General features: G+C 66.0%; 16 protein-coding genes. 10 read left to right on the top strand and 6 right to left on the bottom strand.

All coding sequences use genetic code 11. The features are described from left to right. Positions 1-118: 118 nt before the first annotated feature. From ACIPHN_RS10790 to ACIPHN_RS10780, 3 genes are all read left to right on the top strand, one after another. A complete protein-coding gene (locus ACIPHN_RS10790; RefSeq protein ID WP_400435975.1) occupies positions 119-1,381 on the top strand; it encodes an MFS transporter in 1,263 nt (420 codons plus the stop codon). Positions 1,382-1,482: 101 nt separating this feature from the next. Then, positions 1,483-2,376: a sterol desaturase family protein gene (locus ACIPHN_RS10785; protein WP_400435973.1), complete on the top strand. Its 894-nt coding sequence runs from the start codon at positions 1,483-1,485 to the stop codon at positions 2,374-2,376. 148 nt (positions 2,377-2,524) lie between these two features. After that, positions 2,525-3,136, top strand: coding sequence for a GNAT family N-acetyltransferase (locus tag ACIPHN_RS10780; protein ID WP_400435971.1), 612 nt, complete (start codon positions 2,525-2,527; stop codon positions 3,134-3,136). Positions 3,137-3,184: 48 nt separating this feature from the next. Here ACIPHN_RS10780 and ACIPHN_RS10775 read toward each other — a convergent pair whose 3' ends face one another. Continuing rightward, positions 3,185-3,865 (bottom strand): GntR family transcriptional regulator, encoded by a 681-nt coding sequence (locus ACIPHN_RS10775; protein ID WP_400435969.1) that lies wholly within the window; start codon positions 3,863-3,865, stop codon positions 3,185-3,187. A gap of 243 nt (positions 3,866-4,108) precedes the next feature. Between ACIPHN_RS10775 and pruA the strand changes: the two genes are divergently transcribed. The 7 genes from pruA (at position 4,109) to ACIPHN_RS10740 (ending at position 12,004) form a co-directional block, all read left to right on the top strand. Further along, positions 4,109-5,728 (top strand): L-glutamate gamma-semialdehyde dehydrogenase, encoded by a 1,620-nt coding sequence (gene pruA, locus ACIPHN_RS10770; protein ID WP_400435968.1) that lies wholly within the window; start codon positions 4,109-4,111, stop codon positions 5,726-5,728. 121 nt (positions 5,729-5,849) lie between these two features. Continuing rightward, on the top strand, positions 5,850-6,956 hold the full coding sequence (locus ACIPHN_RS10765; RefSeq protein ID WP_400435966.1) for an ABC transporter substrate-binding protein: 1,107 nt from the start codon (positions 5,850-5,852) through the stop codon (positions 6,954-6,956). Positions 6,957-7,064: 108 nt separating this feature from the next. Then, entirely contained in the window at positions 7,065-7,958 is an 894-nt protein-coding gene (locus ACIPHN_RS10760; RefSeq protein ID WP_400435964.1) for a branched-chain amino acid ABC transporter permease, read from the top strand. Then, positions 7,951-8,838, top strand: a complete 888-nt coding sequence (locus tag ACIPHN_RS10755) for a branched-chain amino acid ABC transporter permease (protein WP_400435962.1) — start codon at positions 7,951-7,953, stop codon at positions 8,836-8,838. The genes ACIPHN_RS10760 and ACIPHN_RS10755 overlap by 8 nt, the downstream gene beginning before the upstream one ends. Then, positions 8,835-9,653 (top strand): ABC transporter ATP-binding protein, encoded by an 819-nt coding sequence (locus ACIPHN_RS10750; protein ID WP_400435961.1) that lies wholly within the window; start codon positions 8,835-8,837, stop codon positions 9,651-9,653. Before ACIPHN_RS10755 ends, ACIPHN_RS10750 begins: the two co-directional genes overlap by 4 nt. Further along, positions 9,650-10,369: an ABC transporter ATP-binding protein gene (locus ACIPHN_RS10745; protein WP_400435960.1), complete on the top strand. Its 720-nt coding sequence runs from the start codon at positions 9,650-9,652 to the stop codon at positions 10,367-10,369. Before ACIPHN_RS10750 ends, ACIPHN_RS10745 begins: the two co-directional genes overlap by 4 nt. A 90-nt stretch (positions 10,370-10,459) precedes the next feature. After that, the gene (locus tag ACIPHN_RS10740; RefSeq protein WP_400435958.1) at positions 10,460-12,004 is read left to right on the top strand and encodes a methyl-accepting chemotaxis protein; all 1,545 of its coding nucleotides are present in this window, start codon (positions 10,460-10,462) and stop codon (positions 12,002-12,004) included. A gap of 12 nt (positions 12,005-12,016) precedes the next feature. On the opposite strand, the gene ACIPHN_RS10735 is transcribed toward ACIPHN_RS10740, so the two are convergent. The 5 genes from ACIPHN_RS10735 to ACIPHN_RS10715 form a co-directional block, all read right to left on the bottom strand. Continuing rightward, complete coding sequence (locus ACIPHN_RS10735; protein WP_400435957.1) at positions 12,017-13,000, bottom strand: LysR family transcriptional regulator; 984 nt, start codon at positions 12,998-13,000, stop codon at positions 12,017-12,019. Between the two features lie 27 nt (positions 13,001-13,027). Beyond that, on the bottom strand, positions 13,028-14,047 hold the full coding sequence (locus ACIPHN_RS10730; protein WP_400435955.1) for a histone deacetylase family protein: 1,020 nt from the start codon (positions 14,045-14,047) through the stop codon (positions 13,028-13,030). Next, positions 14,047-15,387, bottom strand: a complete 1,341-nt coding sequence (locus tag ACIPHN_RS10725; protein ID WP_400435953.1) for an MFS transporter — start codon at positions 15,385-15,387, stop codon at positions 14,047-14,049. Before ACIPHN_RS10725 ends, ACIPHN_RS10730 begins: the two co-directional genes overlap by 1 nt. A 262-nt stretch (positions 15,388-15,649) precedes the next feature. After that, positions 15,650-17,104, bottom strand: a complete 1,455-nt coding sequence (gabD, locus tag ACIPHN_RS10720; RefSeq protein WP_400435951.1) for an NADP-dependent succinate-semialdehyde dehydrogenase — start codon at positions 17,102-17,104, stop codon at positions 15,650-15,652. A 28-nt stretch (positions 17,105-17,132) separates the two neighbouring features. Continuing rightward, entirely contained in the window at positions 17,133-17,966 is an 834-nt protein-coding gene (locus ACIPHN_RS10715; protein WP_400435950.1) for an ABC transporter permease, read from the bottom strand. Between the last annotated feature and the right edge of the window lie 3 nt (positions 17,967-17,969).

Here is a 17,969-nt window from a genome sequence, read left to right as displayed (position 1 = left end):
CCGTGGGGGCGGGTTCGCTCAGGTTTGGACGAATAGTCATCTAATTGCGAAATATGGGCATGGAAAGTCCTGGTATTTAACCATAGACTGCGGTTCCCATGTCATCAAGAGGTTTTCCATGTCCGAGCTTAGCTGCATCGACGCGCCAGAGGCCGATACGGCCACGGCAGCCAGCCGCCCGCAGCCTGCGGCCCCGCTTCACGAGTCGCACGCCAACTGGGGCGGCATCGCCAGCCTGGCGCTGGGCGTCTTCAGCCTGGTCACGGCGGAATTCCTGCCGGCCAGCCTGCTGACGGCCATCGCCACCGACCTGGGTGTCTCCGACGGCGCCGCCGGCCAGGCCGTCACGGCCACCGCCATCGTCGGCGCCATCGCCGCGCCCACCATTCCGCTGCTGACCCGCAACATCGACCGCAAGCGCGTGATCGTGATGCTGTCGCTGCTCTTGCTGCTCTCCAACATCCTGGCCGTCACGGCCGGCAGCCTGCCGGTGCTGCTGGTGGCGCGGGTGATGCTGGGCGTGGCGCTGGGCGGCTTCTGGTCGATGGCCGCCGCGCTGGCCATGCGCCTGGTGCCGGAGCGCCTGTTTGCACGCGCCATGTCGCTGATCCTGACAGGCGTCTCGGTGGCCACCGTCTGTGCCGCCCCGGTGGGCGCCTACATGGGCAACCTGTGGGGCTGGCGCAGTGCCTTCGTGGCCGCCGGCGTGGTCAGCCTGGTGGCCATCGCCATCCAGCTGGTGGCCATTCCCAGGTTGCCGCCCAAGGATCATCCCAGCCTCAAGGTGCTCTCCGAGCTGCTTGGTCGCACCGATGTGCGCGTGGCCCTGCTGGCGGTGCTGCTGGTGGTGTCGGGTCACTTTGCCGGCTTCACCTACATCCGCCCGCTGATGGAGCAGATCACCCATATGTCGGTCTCCACCATCTCGGCGGTGCTGCTGGGCTATGGCGTGGGCGGTTTCTTCGGCAACTTTGCCGGCGGCTTCATCGCCGAGCGCAGCGAGCGCTATGCCATCGTCGCCGGCGGCGGCCTGATCGCCCTGCTGGCGGCCTCCCTGTGGGTGGCGGGCAGTTCTCCGGTGGTGGCGGCAGTGGCCATTACGCTGTGGGGCTTTGCCTTTGGCGCCTTCCCGGTGGGATTCCAGACCTGGATCGTGCGTGCCGCGCCGGATCATGCAGAAGGAGCCGGGGGCCTGCTGGTGGCTGCCTTCCAGATCGCCATCGCCAGCGGCGCCATCGGTGGCGGCCTGATGGTGGACCATGTGGGCGCGCTGGGGGGGCCGATCTTCGCGGTCATCACCATGACCCTGGGCACCCTGCTGACCCTGCGCTACGGCCCCCGTGGTGGTGGCGCACCGGTGGCGGCGGGCGCGCATTTCTGAAGCGGACCTGAGCACCACAGGGAGGTGGACGGGGCGGGCATCGTGTATCCTTGCCCGATCATCCTGATGCAAGCCTGGTCCGTCTTTCCCTCGGGGTCGTCATGGACATCCTGTTGGTCATCCTGAAATGGTCGATGCTCGTGGTACTCGGCGCTTCCTTGCTGGAAGCGCTGGTACTTTCTGCGTTGCGCGGGTGGCGCAACTACGACTGGCATGCGGCAGGCATGTCCCTGGCTGATTTCCTGGTCCGGGAATATCCCTTGCGCTGGCTGCTGCCGCTGGCCTTCTGGACGCAGGCCATGGACTGGTTCTGGCAACACCGCCTGTGGACCTTGCCGCTAACGGACTGGCACGGATGGCTGGCCTGCTTCCTGGGGCAGGAACTGTGCTACTACTGGTACCACCGCGCGGCGCACCGTGTGCGCTGGTTCTGGTGTACGCATGCCGTGCATCATTCTCCCGAGCAGCTCAATCTTTCGGCCGCCTATCGCTTCGGCTGGACCGGCCGCCTGACGGGCTCGCTGCTCTTCTTCATGCTGGCGCCCCTGCTTGGCATGCCACCCAAGATCGTGCTGATGCTGCTGTCGCTGAACCTGATCTACCAGTTCTGGTTGCATGCCACCTGGATACCCCGCCTGGGGCCGCTGGAGTGGATCCTCAATACGCCCTCGGCGCACCGTGTCCATCACGCCTGCAACCTGGACTACCTGGATTGCAACTACGGCGGTGTGCTGATCATTTTCGATCGCCTCTTCGGCACCTACCGGGCGCAGCGTCCGGATCTGCCTTGCCGCTATGGATTGGTCGGGCAGACCGCCTCCCGCGATCTGCTGACCCTTGAATTCTCGCAATGGAAGTCCTTGCTGGCCGATATGGCACGGGCGAACAGCTGGCGCACGCGCCTGGCCTACCTGTACAGGCCACCCGGCTGGCAGCCGGACGGGCAGGGCAGTACCACCGAGGATTTGCGCGCCAGGATGGCGGCTTCGTCCTAGCGTAGATCCAGATCCGGTTGGGCCGCCTGCATTCGCAACGCGTTGCAGGGCTGTCGTGCTGTTACGCCGCGCATCCCGGCAATCTGTGTGTCGCCATCTCCGGTGCGATGCGGCATGATGGCGTTCCTCCCCCGCCTGCAAGGAACCCATGTCCGCCTTCCACCAGCCCCAACCCACCCTCAGCGGCCATCTGGTCGAACTGCATCCCCTGCAAGCCCAGCATCGCGAGGGTTTGCTGGCGGCTGCCGCCGATGGCGAGCTCTGGAACATGACCTTCACCGTCGTCCCCGGCGAGCACAACATCGATGCCTACATCGCGACCGCCCTTGACGGTCGCGCCAGCGGCAAGGTCATGCCCTTCGTGATCGTGGCGCGTGACAGCGGCAAGGTGCTGGGGACGACCCGCTACTGGAAGATGGATGCGGCCAACCGCAAGCTGGAGATCGGCCATACCTGGCTGGCGCAGTCGGTACAGCAGAGCGGCGTCAATACCGAGGCCAAGTTCCTGCTGCTGCAATATGCGTTCGAGGTGCTGCAATGCGTGCGCGTGCAATTCACCACCGATGTGCTCAACGAACGTTCGCGCGCGGCCATCCTGCGCATCGGCGCGCAGCAGGAGGGGATCGTGCGGCGCGAGCGCATCATGCCCGATGGACGCAGGCGCGACTCGGTACGTTTTTCCATCATCGACGACGAATGGCCGGCCGTGCGCCAGGCCCTGCTGGAGAAGATGCAGGCCCGCCGCGACGGACGCGCCTGACTCCTGAACTGAACCCGGCGGCAACAACTGCCAGGCCGCCCGGCCTGGTCAGGCCTGGGCCACGCCCTCGCGCTTGAGACGGTCGGTGGCCAGCAGGTTGTTCTTGGTTTCCTGGATGTGCCGCTCCAGCAGTGCCGCCACCCGGGCGGCATCGCGCTGCTTGCAGGCTTCCAGGATCTCGAAGTGATCGTGCTGCGGGGCGTCCTTGCCGGTGGCCAGCGACATCATCTCGTGCGTGTAGCGATCGGTGTTCAGGCAGAACTCCTCGATCAGCCGCCGCAGCTTGGTGTTGTTGGACGGCGCGCACAGGGCCAGGTGGAAGCGGCGGTTGTACTCGGCCCATTCGGCCACCGACTCCGAGGCGTTGTACAGATCCAGGATCTCCTGCAACTGCGCGATATCCCGCTGCACCATGTTGGGCACGGCAATCTTGGCCGCATGGCATTCCAGCGCGATGCGGATATCCATCATCTCGCACAACTGGGTCACGTCCATCCCGGCGACGACGGCGCCGCGATTGCGCTGGTAGGTGATCAATCCCTCCGACTCCAGCTGGCGCAAGGCCTCGCGTACCGGCAGGCGGCTGGTATTGAAGCGTTCTGCCAGGGCATCCTGGCGCAGCTGGGTGCCGCTGGCCAGGCTGCCGTTGAGGATCTCGTCACGCAACTGGTCGCGGATGATTTGCGGGAGACCGCGTTCGGCCTTGGCCGGGCTTGTTTGCGTTGCCATCAATGAATTCTTATATCGTCAAGGATCCCGCTTCCGCCCGGAAGCGGCCTGGCGCCTGAAGTGCCGGCCCGATCGGCCCGCCACTCTCGCGTTCTTCCCGCCTCCGGTATTGCCCTGTGGCACTGCGTGCGTTCCACGGAATCTGCGTTCTCAAAACTTCCCATTGTGCCTCAACTTTTCCTCTGATAGACTGGATCCAATTATTTGTAACTGGATCCAATCTGTATTGTTTTGAATATATTTATGAATACTTCATATCCAATGACCGCCAACGAGCCCGTCCTGAATTACGCCCCGCGCAGCGCCGAACGTGAGTTGCTGCGTGCCGAGCTGCTGGCGCAGAAGAATGCCTGCCGGGATCTGCCGGCCGTGATCAATGGCGAGCGCATCCATGGCAGCACCGCCACCGCCGTGCGTGCCCCGCACGAGCACGAGCGCGTGCTCGCCAACCTGTATCACGCCGACCGCCAGAGCGTGGTGGCCGCGGTCGATGCGGCGCTGGCGGCGCAGCGCGAGTGGAGCGCCTGGTCACTGCAGGAGCGCTCGGCGGTCTTCCTGAAGGCGGCGGACCTGCTGGCCGGACCCTGGCGCGCGCGCATGAACGCTGCCACCATGCTGGGCCAGAGCAAGACCTGTTACCAGGCCGAGATCGATTCGGCCTGCGAGCTGATCGACTTCCTGCGCTTCAACGTGCAGTTCGCCCACGATATCGCGCAGATGCAGCCGCAGCACGCACCGGGTGTGCGCAACCGCAGCGAATACCGGCCGCTGGAAGGTTTCGTCTACGCCGTCACGCCCTTCAATTTCACCGCCATCGGCGGCAACCTGGCGATCGCCCCGGCGCTGATGGGCAATACCGTGCTGTGGAAGCCGGCCGCCACCGCCGCGCTGTCGAACTATCTCTTCATGGAATTGCTGGAAGCGGCCGGCCTGCCGCCGGGCGTCATCAACTTCGTGCCGGGCGATCCGGTCGAGATCAGCAACGTCGCCTTAAGCCACCCGGCGCTGGCCGGTGTGCACTTCACCGGCTCCACCGCCGTCTTCGACACCATGTGGAGCGAGGTCGGCCGCAATATCTCGCGCTACCGCAGCTATCCACGCCTGGTCGGCGAAACCGGTGGCAAGGACTTCGTGCTGGCGCACCGCTCGGCCGACGTCGATGCCCTGGCCGTGGCGCTGGTGCGTGGCGCCTTCGAATACCAGGGACAGAAATGCAGCGCCGCCTCGCGCGCCTATGTGCCGGCATCGTTGTGGCCGGCCGTCAAGTCGCGCGTGCTGGCGATGGTGAAGTCGATCAAGATGGGGGACGTCTGCGACTTCGGCAACTTCATGGGGGCGGTCATCGACAAGCGCGCCTTCGACCGCATCCGCACCTACCTCTACCGTGCCCGCGAAGATGCCAATGTGGAGGTGCTGGTGGGTGGCAAGTGCGACGACAAGACCGGCTACTTCATCGAGCCCACCGTCATCGAAGTCAAGGACCCCCGCCATGCGCTGATGGAAAACGAGATCTTTGGCCCGGTGCTGGCGATCTACGTCTACCAGGACAGCCAGTGGGACGAGGTCTTGCAGCTGGTCGACGGCACCAGCCCCTATGCCCTGACCGGCGCGGTCTTCGCCACCGAGCGCGCGGCCATCCTGCAGGCCGGCCAGGCGCTGCGCTTCGCGGCCGGCAATTTCTATATCAACGACAAGCCCACCGGCGCCGTGGTCGGCCAGCAGCCCTTCGGCGGTGCGCGCCGCAGCGGCACCAACGACAAGGCCGGGTCGGCGCTGAACCTGTTGCGCTGGGTCTCGCCACGCACCGTCAAGGAAACCTCGGCGGCGCCGCACGACTACACCTATGCGTACATGAATAAATAAAGCAGGCGCAATAGAAGGTCCGTCGCCGGCCGGTTGCCGGCAATTCCCGCAAGCGGGGCCGAGCCGGCAGCAGCGCTGCCAGGGGAGGCTGTGTCTTTTTTTTCTTAAAGAGGAGTGAGCAATGAGGATCAGGATCAATGCGGCCACCTGGATGGCCTTGGCGGCCTGCACGGTGACGGCCGGCGCGATGGCGCAGCAGACCGTGCAGATGGGGGCGGTGCTGTCGCTGACCGGCGCCAATGCCACCGTGGGCGAGGACGTGCGTCGCGCCGTGGATCTGGCGGTGGACAAGGTCAACAGCCAGGGGGGTGTGCTGGGCAAGAAGTTCTCGGTCATCATCGAGGACTCCGGCGGCAATCCGACCACGGCCCTCAATGCGGCCCGCAAGCTGGTGTCGGTGGACAAGGTGCCGGTGGTGATCGGCGAGTACTCGTCGGGTATCAGCATCCCGCTGGGCCAATACCTGGTCAAGGAAGGCGCGGTCCACATCAACATCGCCAGCACCAGCATCAAGATCCGCGACATCGGCGCGACTTCCTTCAACCTGATCGGCCTGGAAAACTTCGGCAACCGTTTCTCGGCGGCCGACACCTGGGCGCTGGGCTATCGCAAGGTCGCCATGATCGCCCCCAACAATGCCTATGGCCAGGGCGTGGCGCACGGCTTCAAGGAAGAGTTCGAAAAACTCGGTGGCCAGGTCGTCACCGAAGTGCTCTACACCGCCGGCCAATCCACCTATCGCCGCGAACTGCAGCAGATTGCCCGCAGCGCACCGGATGCCTACATCTATACCGCCTACGGCCAGGAGTCGGCCATCATCAACCGCGAAGCCTTCGAGCTGGGTCTGCGCAAGACACCCTGGTACGGCATCCTGCTGTCGATGTGCCTGTCCGACACGCCACCCGAGATCGCCAACGGCCAGCTGGGCATGGAGGTGGGTTCGGTCGATGGCCCGGCCGGTCGCGCCTATGCCGAGGCCTTCCGTGCCCGCTACAAGGAAGGCATGAAGACCTCCTATACCGGCTACGCCTATGACGCGGTGATGATGACGGCCGCTGCCATCAACAAGGCCAGGTCGGTCAATCCGGCCGAGGTCGCCGCCGCCCTCAAGGAGATCGGCCGCGCCTATCCCGGCGTGACCGGCGCCATCAGCTTCGATGCCGACCGCCAGCGCCAGGATCCGCCCTATGCCCGCCTCAAGTTCGACGGCAAGGTCGTACCACGCTAAGTCGCAGGCGCGGGGCGGTGCCATGTGATGGCGCTGCCTCTGCCTTGCCCCGCTGTACGGGCCGCCGCCGATGGTGACGGTCCGCCCTGCAATTCCCGGAGTTTCCCGATGTTCCAATTCCTGATTGACACACTGGTCCGCACCTCGGACCTGGCGCTGGTCGCGCTGGGTCTGTCGCTGGTGTATGGACTGGTGAAGTTTCCCAATATCGCGCATGTGCAATATGCCATGCTGGGGGCTTATCTGAGTTATTTCTTCCACGCTGCCGGCTTGCCGATGGTACTGGCGATCCTGTTCTCCTGTTGCGCCGTGGGCGTGCTCACGCTGGTGCTGCACCTGCTGGTGTTCCGCCGCCTGCTGCAGTCCGGCCCGGCCATCACCATGATCGGCTCGCTGGCGCTGGCCATGCTGATGGTGGCCGTCACGCTGGGCCTGTCCGGCTCCTTCCCGCTGATGTTCAAGCTGCCGCTGACGGCGCCCCTGCAGATCGGCGAGGTGCGTATTGGCCATACCCAGCTCTATGCACTGGCCACCACGGTCCTGCTGCTGGTGCTGTTTTCTGCCCTGCTGTTCTACACCCGTACCGGCCGCGCGATGCGCGCGCTGTCGTGCAATCGCGCATTGGCCGCTGCCTCCGGCCTGAACGCCGAGAACATCACCCGCCTGGTCAACTTCAGCAGCGGCGCCCTGGCCGCGCTGGGCGGCAGCATGCTGGCCATGACCAGCGGCGCCCACGTCAACCTGGGCTACGACATGCTGCTGCCGGTGTTTGCCGCCGCCATCCTGGGCGGGCTGGGCAATCCGCTGGGCGCGGTGGCCGGTGCCTTCCTGATCGCACTGACCGAGACCGTGGTCACCAATCTCAACCTCGGCTGGCTGCTGGGCAAGCCGGTGGCGTTCCTGCCGGTGGCCTATATCAGTGCCGCTTCCTTCCTCATCCTGCTGCTGGCCTTGCTGTTCAAGCCCTACGGCCTGTTCGACCGCGAGGTGCGTCGTGTCTGATTTCCTGATCTTTTCCCTGACCATCGCCGGCATCTACGCCATCATGGCGCTGGGCCTGAACCTGCAGGCCGGTTATGCGGGCCTGCTCAATTTTGGTCACATCGCCTTTGCCGGCATCGGCGCCTATGCCACCGGCATCCTCACGGCGGCGGGCTATCCGGCGCTGGTGGGGGCGGGCGTGGGCGTGCTGCTCGCCATCGTGCTGGGCTGGTGCATCGCCCGCCTGGGGCGACAGCTCGGCGCCGACTACTGGGGCATCGCCACCCTGGCCATCGCCGAGATCCTGCGCACCGTTGCCACCAACGAAGACTGGCTCACCGGTGGCGCCCAGGGCATCAGCGCGATTGCCTTCCCGCTGGGTGAGCTGCCCCGTCCCTGGGGCGCGCTGGGCTTCCTGGCCCTGGTGCTGGCCCTGCTGGCGCTGCTGGCACTGGCCAGCCAGCGCCTGGGCGATGGCCGTTTTGGTCGCGCCCTGCGGCTCATGCGCGAGGAACCCAAGCTGGCCGCCTGCATGGGTTACGACCTGCTTGCGCTGAAGTCACGCGCCATCATGGCCGGCGCCGCCATCACCGCCATCGCCGGCTCGCTCTATGCGCACTACATGAGCTTCGTCGGCCCCGACTACATGCTGGCCTCCGAGACCTTCATGCTGTGGACCATGCTGATGATCGGCGGCATGGGCAATACCGTGGGCGTCATCACCGGCGTGCTGCTGGTGCAGGCGGCCTATTGCCTGGTGCCGTTCGCCAAGGACAGCCTGCACTTCGGCTCGGACCTTGCCGGCGCCCTGCGCATCGGCCTGATCGGCCTGATCCTGTTGCTCTCGCTGCTGTGGCGCAGCCAGGGCCTGATCCCCGAAAAACTGAGGAAGATTCAATGACCAGCGTGCCAGCCCCCACTCCAACCCCAGCCCTGCTGGAGGTCGCCTCGCTGGCCAAGGCCTTCGGCGGCAACCGCGTGCTGCAGGACGTCAGCTTCACCATCGGCGCCGGCGAGATCGTCGGCCTGCTCGGCCCCAACGGCTCCGGCAAGAGCACGCTGCTCAACACCATCAGCGGCTTCGAAGCCATCGACAGCGGGTCGGTGCGCTACCGCCAGCAGGAGATCGGCCGCCTGAGCGCGCACCGCATCGTCGCGCGCGGCGTGGCCCGGACCTTCCAGCTGCCCTCGATGCCCGAGAAGATGTCGGTCATCGAGCTAGCCATGGCCGCCGCCACGACCCATCACGGCTTCTGGGAAACCCTGGTCGAGAGCCGCGGCGTGCGCGCCGCCGAAGCCGCCGCCCGCGAGAAAGCCACCCGGTTGTTGCATGAACTGCTGCTCAGCCATGTGCGCGACCTGCCGGCCTCGGCGCTGTCGGGCGGGCAGAAGAAGCTGCTGGGCATCGTCTGCGCGCTCATGGGCGACCCGCAACTGCTCATGCTCGACGAGCCCACGGCGGGCGTGCATCCCAACCTGCGCAATGACATCGTGCAAGCCCTGCGCCGCCTCAATGCGCAAGGCATGACCATCGTCATCGTCGAACACGACATGCACTTCATCCGTGAGGTCTGCAGTCGCTGCATCGTGCTGGACCGCGGCCATATCGTGGCCAGCTGCGCACCGCAGGAACTCTCATCCAACGAGCGCGTGCTGCAAGCCTACCTGGGCGGCGGTGCGCAAGAACAGGGCAATACCATGGAGGCCGCACAATGATCGTCATCGACAAGCTGGTGGCCGGCTACAGCGCCGAGGTCGATATCCTCAAGGGCATGACGCTGTGCGCCGAACATGCCGAGATCATCACCCTGCTGGGCCCTAATGGCTGCGGCAAGTCCACCCTGCTCAAGACCATCGCCGGCTTCCTCAAGCCGCGCCAGGGCAGCATCCTGCTACAGGGCAAGGATGTCTCGACCCTGCCGGTACACCACAAGATCCGTCACAGCGGCATCGGCTTCGTGCCGCAGACCGAGAACGTCTTCGCGGCGCTGTCGGTGCGCGAGAACCTGCAGGTCGGCGGCCATTACATGGCGCGCCAGGAGGCCCGCGAGCGCATGGAGGAATTGTGCGCGGCCTATCCCGTGCTGGGTCGCAAGTTCAATGCGCCGGCGGCATCGCTGTCGGGCGGCGAGCGCCAGATCCTGGCGCTGGCACGCGCGCTGATGCCGCGTCCGCGCCTGCTGCTGCTGGACGAACCTTCTGCGGGGTTGTCACCGAAGGTCTTGCTGGAGGTCTTTGAGGCCATTCGCACCGTGCGCAGCCAGGAGCAGGTGACCATCCTCATGGTCGAACAGAACGCCATGGAAGCCCTGCGCATTTCGGACCGCGCCTATGTGCTGTCCATGGGGACGGTGGCATTGACGGGGCGGGCCGGGGAGCTGATGAACGATCCCCAGGTCAGGGAGCTTTATCTGGGTGGCCGCGCTGCATGATGGCAGCCGCGTGCTTTGCGGGTCGTGGCGCAAGCCGCGGCCCGTTTTTTTTGCGCTATCACCAACGGGAGGGAAGGGATGGGACGTGACTTGACGATCAGGGCTGGCCTGGTCTGGGGCATGGGGTTTCTGTCGGCACTGCTGCTATCGCTCGGTCTGCTGGGCCTGTGGAGCCTGTCGGGCAGCAATGCGGAGCTGCGCGCCATGTATGCGCAGCGCCTCTTGCCCATGCAACAGCTCGCGCAGGTGATGGCAGCGCTGGACCGCAGCCGCTCCGGCATTGCCGCCGCCATCCTCGACCCGGCCGACGTGGCCGCCGAGATGCAGGCGCTGCAGCTGGCCCTGAAGGAGGGCGAGCAGGCCTGGCAGGCCACCCAGGCCGTGCTGGAGGATGAGCAGGAACGCCAGCTGGCCACGCAGTTCACGCAAGCCTACGCGCAGCTCAAGAAGCAGGGTGTGCTGCCGGCCATGGATGCGGTGGCGGCTTTCAACATCCCCGGCGCCAGCGAACTCTACAGCCAGAACGTGGCGCCCCTGCATGCCCGCGCCAGCGTCCCGATGACACGCCTGATCGCCTTGCAGCGCGAACGCGGCGAGGCCATCTATGCCCGCTCGCAGCAGCGCTACCGCATCGTCTTCGTCGCCTGCGTGGCGGCCATGGGCGCTGGCCTGCTGTTTGCGCTGCTCATGGCGGTGCTGCTGGTGCGGGCCATCTCGCATCCCCTGCAGCAGGCCGTCAACATCGCCGTGCGTGTGGCCGATGGCGATCTGGGCCATCCTATCGGCGTGGCCGGCAACAATGAGACCGGCAAGCTGATGCAGGCGCTGGCGACCATGCATGCCAACCTGGTCCATATCGTTTCCAAGGTGCGCCACAGCACCGACGCCATCGCCACCGCCTCGGCCGAGATCGGCAACGGCAACCGCGACCTGTCGCAGCGCACCGAGATCCAGGCCGCCTCGCTGGAAGAGACCGCCGCTTCCATGGCCAGGCTCACCGAGGCCGTGCGCCAGAACGCCGAGGCCGCGCAGCAGGCCAATGGCATGGCGCAGCAGGCCGCCGGGGTGGTGGCCGACGGCCAGCGTGCGGTCAGCCAGGTGATCGATACCATGCGCGCCATCGATGGTGCCTCGCGCGAGATCGTCGAGATCATCACGGTGATCGACAGCATCGCCTTCCAGACCAATATCCTGGCCCTGAACGCAGCGGTGGAAGCGGCGCGTGCCGGCGAGCAGGGGCGTGGTTTTGCCGTGGTCGCCGCCGAGGTGCGCACGCTGGCACAGCGCTCGGCCACTGCCGCGCACGAGATCAAGGGGCTCATCGGCGACACCGTCGACAAGGTTGATACCGGCAGCCGCCTGGTGCGCGAGGCCGGTACCACCATGCTGCGCATCACCGGCAGCATTGGCGAGGTCAGCCAGATCGTGGCCGCAATCGCCGACAGCAGTCATGCGCAACGTCAGGGTATCGAACAGATCCATTTGGCCGTGGCCAGGATCGACCAGGGCACGCAGCAGAATGCCGCCCTGGTGGAGCAGGCCAGCGCAGCTGCGGCGGCCTTGCAGCAGCAGGCACGGGAACTGGCCAGCGCGGTCGGGGTGTTTCGCATTGCCGGTGGCGAGCTGCGTAGCTGAGCGGGTGCGGCTTCAGGCCGTGCGCGCCTCCAGCGGCACGCGTTGCAGGAAGCGCTCGAAGGATGCCAGGAAAGCCTGCTCCGGCACCGACAGCTTGCGCTGGCGATGCCAGGTCAGGAAGACATCGATTTCGGCCACCGGGCCACCCAGCGGCAAGACCTTCAGCTGGCCGTCGGCCACGTCCTGGCGGATCAGGTGCTCGGGCAGGAAACTCAGGCCCACGCCGGCCACCACCATGCGGCGGATTTCTTCCACATGCGGCGAGGTGCCGGCGATGTGGCCGGTAAAGCCCTGCTGGTCGCGGAACACGGTCAGCGGCGAGAGCGTGTCGCCCAACTGGTCGCTGGCGAAGCAGACGAAGTTCTGCACCAGCAGCTCGGCCATGCTGACGTTGCGCTGGCCGAACAGGGGATGATGGCGGCCGCACACGATCACGTAGCGATGCCGCAGGAACAGCAGGCGCTCCAGCTTGTCCACGGGCTTACGGCACAGGCATAGCCCGAGCGCGCTGCTGCCCTTGGCCAGGGTATCGAGGATGGCGGCGCTCTGCATGACCTCGATGCGGAATTCCACGCGCGGATAGCGGCGATGGAAGTGCGCCAGGAAATCATCATAGGCCGCGCTCTGCACCCGGCTCATCAGCAACAGCCGCAGGCTGCCCGCCACATCCTCGCCAGCCTGGCCGGCGGCGCCATCGATGCGCGCCACCATGCCATACATCTCGCGGGCCACGGCATAGATCTCCTCGCCCAGCGGAGTGAGCCGGAACTCGCCATGACGCCGGTGCAGCAGCACCCCGCCCACGGTCTCCTCCAGCCGCCGTAGCGCCTGGCTCACCGCCGGCTGGCTCAGGCACAGCGTGGCGGCGGCGCGGCCGACCCCGCGTTCCTGCACCACGAACATGAAGGTGCGCAGGAGGTTCCAGTCCATGCGTTCGGAAGAGAGCGCCGCGGGTGCGGGAAGGAGCTGGCGGGGGCTGGCGGGGTCGGCGTTCATGGGCGGGCGTAGGGTAGGTGGGCCAGGTCAGGGATGCGCCAATCCGGCGAAGAAGCGCGCCGCATTGTCTTGCAACCCGGCGATATAGTAACCGCCTTCCTGTACCACCAGCGTGGGCAGCCCGAAGGCCCCCACGGCGCGTCCCAGCCGCTCGAAGCCGGCCGCGCTCACGCCCGCCACCGCCTGTGGATCCTTCTCGAAGATGTCGAAGCCCAGGCTCAGCACCAGCACATCGGGCTGGTACAGGGTGATGGCACGACAGGCCTGCGCCAGCCGGTCGAAGAAGACCGACTCCGGTGCGCCATGCGGCATGGGCAGGTTGAGGTTGTAGCCATGCCCCTCGCCGCTGCCACGCTCGTCCTCGAAACCGGCCACGACCGGATAGAAATTCTCCGGGTCGCCGTGGATGGAGACGTACATCACATCGCGCCGCTCGTAGAAGATCTCCTGGATGCCCTGGCCGTGGTGCATGTCGGTATCGAGCACCAGCACGCGCCGATGGCGCTGGCTCAGCATCTGCGCGGCGATGGCGGCATTGTTGAGATAGCAGAAGCCGCCGGCGGCGTCGCGCCGCGCATGGTGGCCGGGTGGACGGCACAGCGCATAGGCGTGGCGCTCGCCATCGAGCAGGGCCTGGGCCCCGGCGATGGCGCATTGCGCCGACCAGTAGGCCGACTGCCAGGTCTGTGGCCCCACCGGGCAGCTGCCGTCGGCCAGGTAGTGCGCCGCCTTGGCCAGCACGCCACGCAGGGGATTGGGCGAACGCACGAAGATGTTGGAGACCACCTCGTCGCCCCAGTCGTCGGGCAGGCCCTTCCATTGCGCATGGGCATCCTGCAGGAACTGCAGGTAATCCAGCGCATGCACCGCGCCGATGGGCGCCGCGCCGGCGTCTGGCGGAGCTTGTACGTCGAAGCCCAGGCGGGTGGCGATGGCGGCCAGCTCATCCAGGCGTTGCGGGACTTCCTGGGGCACGCGCATCTTGCCGCGCGAGTAGTAGCTTTGCGGGTGGTGCAGTTTCTGGTCGGGATGGTAAAAGGTTTTCATCAGACCTCCTGCGCGCGTGCGGACGGCGCCACCAGGCGGTCGTGCTGCGCGCCCAGGCGCGACACCGACAGCATGGACAGCAGCGAGATGCCCGAGAACAGCAGCGCCAGCGGCCACCAGTGGCCCTGGAATTTCTCGGCCAGCACCGTGCCCAGCAGCGGCGTCAAGCCACCGAAGATCGCCCCAGAGACCTGGTAGGCCATGGAGATGCCGGTGTAGCGGATGCGGGTCGGGAAGGCTTCGCTGACGAAGCCGGCGATGACCGCGTAGTAGGCACCGATGAAGAGCACCGCCACGCCCACGCCGAGGGTGACCGTGGTCAGCGAGCCCATGTCCACCAGCCAGAACATCGCATAGGGCGATACCACCGACAGCGCCGCCACACGGACCAGGAAGCGATGGTTGCCGATGCGCCGCGCCAGGTAGGCGGCCAGCGGCGTGATGAAGAACTGCATCACCGAGACCACCAGGAGACAGTTGAGCACCAGCGCGCGCTGCAATTGCAGGTATTGCGTGGTGTAGACCAGCATGAAGGTATTGGTGAAGTAGAAGCCGGCAATGCCCAGCACATTGGCGCCGATGGCCAGCGTCAGCAGGCCCGGTGCGCCGCGCAGGACTTCGCCCAGCGGGGCGCTCTCCGGCTTGGCAGACTTGGCCGGCAGGCTGGCGCGACGGGCTTGCTCGGCCAGGAAGTCAGGCGACTCCTGCACCGACAGGCGGATCGCAAAGCCCACCGCCAGCAGCAGCGCGCTCACCAGGAAGGGCAGGCGCCAGCCCCAGTCGAGGAAGACGGCATTGTCCAGTCCGTTGACCAGCTTGAACATGAGCGTAGCCAGGATCAGGCCGGCCGGGCTGCCCAGTTGCGCGAAGGACGCCAGGAAGGTGCGGCGGCTGCGATCCGGCGAATGCTCGCTGGCCATCAGCACCGCGCCACCCCATTCGCCGCCCACGGCAATGCCCTGGATGAAACGCAAGGCCACCAGCGCCACCGGGGCCCACACGCCGATGCTGGCATAGGTCGGCAAGAGGCCGATCAAGACCGTCACCGATCCCATCATCAGCAGCGTGACCACCAGCGACTTCTTGCGGCCCACGCGGTCGCCGATATAGCCGAACACCGCGCCCCCCAGCGGACGCGCCAGGAAGCCCACGGCAAACGTGCCGAAGGACGCCAGCGTGCCATAGAAGCCATTGGTGGTCGGGAAGAACAGCTTGCCGAAGACCAGGGCCGAGGCCATGGCGTAGATGTAGAAGTCATACCATTCGATCATGGTGCCGACGAAGGCGGCCAGTGACGCGCGTACCGGCTGATGCCGGGGTGTGGCGGTTGCAGTGTGCATGGTTCCAGGCTCCCTGTTGTAGATGTTGATGTGTTGGGTGAACTGGATTTATACGACTGCGGCGCTCATAAGAAAAATTAGCTTTTTGAATTCCTCACATTCGGATTGCTTATGTGAGATCTTGCCAAGCCAGGCGTGATAAGGCTTTGCGGCGCGCGCTCATGCTGCAGCGCCGCACGGTTGCCAGGCAACGGTGCGGCGGGAAACATGCCGGCAGATCATCCTGCCGGACGGGAAAACCAAGAGAACAGTTGTGGCCGGATCAGATCCCGCCCATGCACAGGTACTTGACCACCAGGTAATCGTCGATGCCGTAGTGCGATCCCTCGCGACCCAGACCCGATTGCTTCACGCCGCCAAACGGTGCCACTTCATTGGAGATCAGGCCGGTGTTGATGCCCACCATGCCCGACTCCAGGCCTTCGGCCACGCGCCAGATGCGACCGATGTCGCGCGAGTAGAAATAGCTGGCCAGGCCGAACTCGGTATCGTTGGCCAGGGCCAGGGCTTCTTCGTCGGTCTTGAAGCGGAACAGCGGTGCCATCGGTCCGAAGGTCTCTTCGCGCGCCACGCGCATGGCCGGGGTGACGTCGGCCAGCACGGTGGGTTCGAAGAAGCCGTGACCCAGCGCATGGCGCTTGCCGCCCAGCAAGATGCGCGCACCCTTTTCCACTGCGTCGGCGACGTGCTGCTCGACCTTCTGCACGGCCTGTTCATTGATCAGCGGCCCCTGGGTGACGCCATTCTCCAGGCCTTCACCGACCTTGAACTTCTGCACGGCCGCGACCAGCTTGGCGGCGAAGGCCTCATAGACGCCGTCTTGCACGTAGATGCGGTTGGCGCATACGCAGGTCTGCCCGGCGTTGCGGTACTTGGAGGCGATCGCGCCTTCCACGGCCGCATCCAGGTCGGCATCGTCGAAGACGATGAAGGGGGCATTGCCACCCAGTTCCAGCGACAGCTTCTTGATGCTGGAGGCACTCTGTTGCATCAGCAGCTTGCCCACGGCGGTGGAGCCGGTGAAGCTGATCTTGCGCACGATGGGGTTGGAGGTCATCTCGCCGCCGATCTCCTTGGGCGTGCCGGTGACCACGCTGAAGATGCCGGCCGGGATGCCGGCGCGCTCGGCCAGCACCGCCAGGGCCAGGGCCGAGAAGGGGGTCGCTTCGGCGGGCTTCAAGACCATCGGGCAGCCGGCGGCCAGGGCCGGACCGGCCTTGCGGGTGATCATCGCGGCCGGGAAGTTCCACGGCGTGATCGCCGCGCAGACGCCGATGGCTTCCTTGACCACCACGATGCGGCTGGTCGGCGAGGGCGAGGGGATGGTGTCACCGTAGGTGCGCTTGCCTTCCTCCGCAAACCACTCGATGAAGGAGGCGGCATAGCCGATCTCGCCACGCGCCTCGGCCAGCGGCTTGCCTTGCTCGGTGGTCATGATCAGGGCCAGGTCATCGGCGTTGGCCAGCATCAGCTCGTACCAGCGGCGCAGGATGGTGCTGCGTTCCTTGGCGGTCTTTTTCTTCCAGGCCGGCCAGGCGGTGTTGGCGGCCTCGATGGCGCGGCGCGTCTCGGCCGCGCCCATCAGCGGGACATGGCCGACCAGCTCGCCATTGGCGGGATTGTGCACGGCCAGCGTGGCGCCGCCGTCGGCGTCGCACCAGGCGCCGTTGACATAGGCTTGCTGGCGCAGCAGGGAAGGGTCGTTGAGTTGCAGCATATCGGGGCTCCGTTGAAAAGGCGCCGGCTCAGAAGCGGGCCGCCGCCTTGTTACGCCCGCGCAGCCACTCCAGGGCCAGCAGCAGGCAGGTCGAGAAAATGATCAGGATGGTCGCCAGCGCGGCAATGGTCGGGCTGATGTTGTCCTTGATGCCGGCGAACATCTGGCGCGGCAGCGTGGCTTGCTCGGGGCCGGCCACAAAGAGGGTGAGAACCACTTCGTCGAAGGAAGTTGCAAAGGCGAACAGCGCGCCCGAGATCAGGCCCGGCGCGATCACCGGCAGGGTGATGCGGAAGAAGGTGCGCAGCGGACTGGCGCCCAGGCTCAGGCTGGCGCGCACCAGGTTGTGGTTGAACCCCTGCAGCGTGGCCAGCACCGTGGTCACCACGAAGGGCGCGCCCAGTGCGGCGTGCGCCAGGATCAGGCCGAGGTAGCTGTCGGCCAGGCCGATGCGGGCGAAGAACATGTACACGCCCACCCCCACCACTACCACCGGCACGATCATGGGCGAGATCAGCACGGCCATCAGGATGCCCTTGCCACGGAAGTCGGCCTTGTTCAGGCCGACGGCGGCCAGCGTGCCCAGGACGGTGGCGATGACGGTGGCTGCCGGGGCCACGATGAAGCTGTTCCGGGCGGCGCGGATCCAGTCATCGGAGGCGAACAGGTTCTGGTACCAGCGCAGCGAGAAGCCCTTGATCGGATACATCAGGAAGCTGCTGTCGGAGAACGACAGCGGGATCATCACCAGGATGGGCAGCACCAGGAACAGCAGTACCAGCAGGTTGAAGCTGCGCGAGGCAAAGAACCAGGCCCGTTCGACGAGCGAGGTGTAGGGTGGAAAAAGAGGCGGTTTGGTCATGGC

Source organism: Herbaspirillum sp. NPDC087042, from assembly GCF_044745245.1.
GTDB lineage: Bacteria > Pseudomonadota > Gammaproteobacteria > Burkholderiales > Burkholderiaceae_D > Herbaspirillum.
This window is presented reverse-complemented; position numbering and strand designations above follow the sequence as displayed.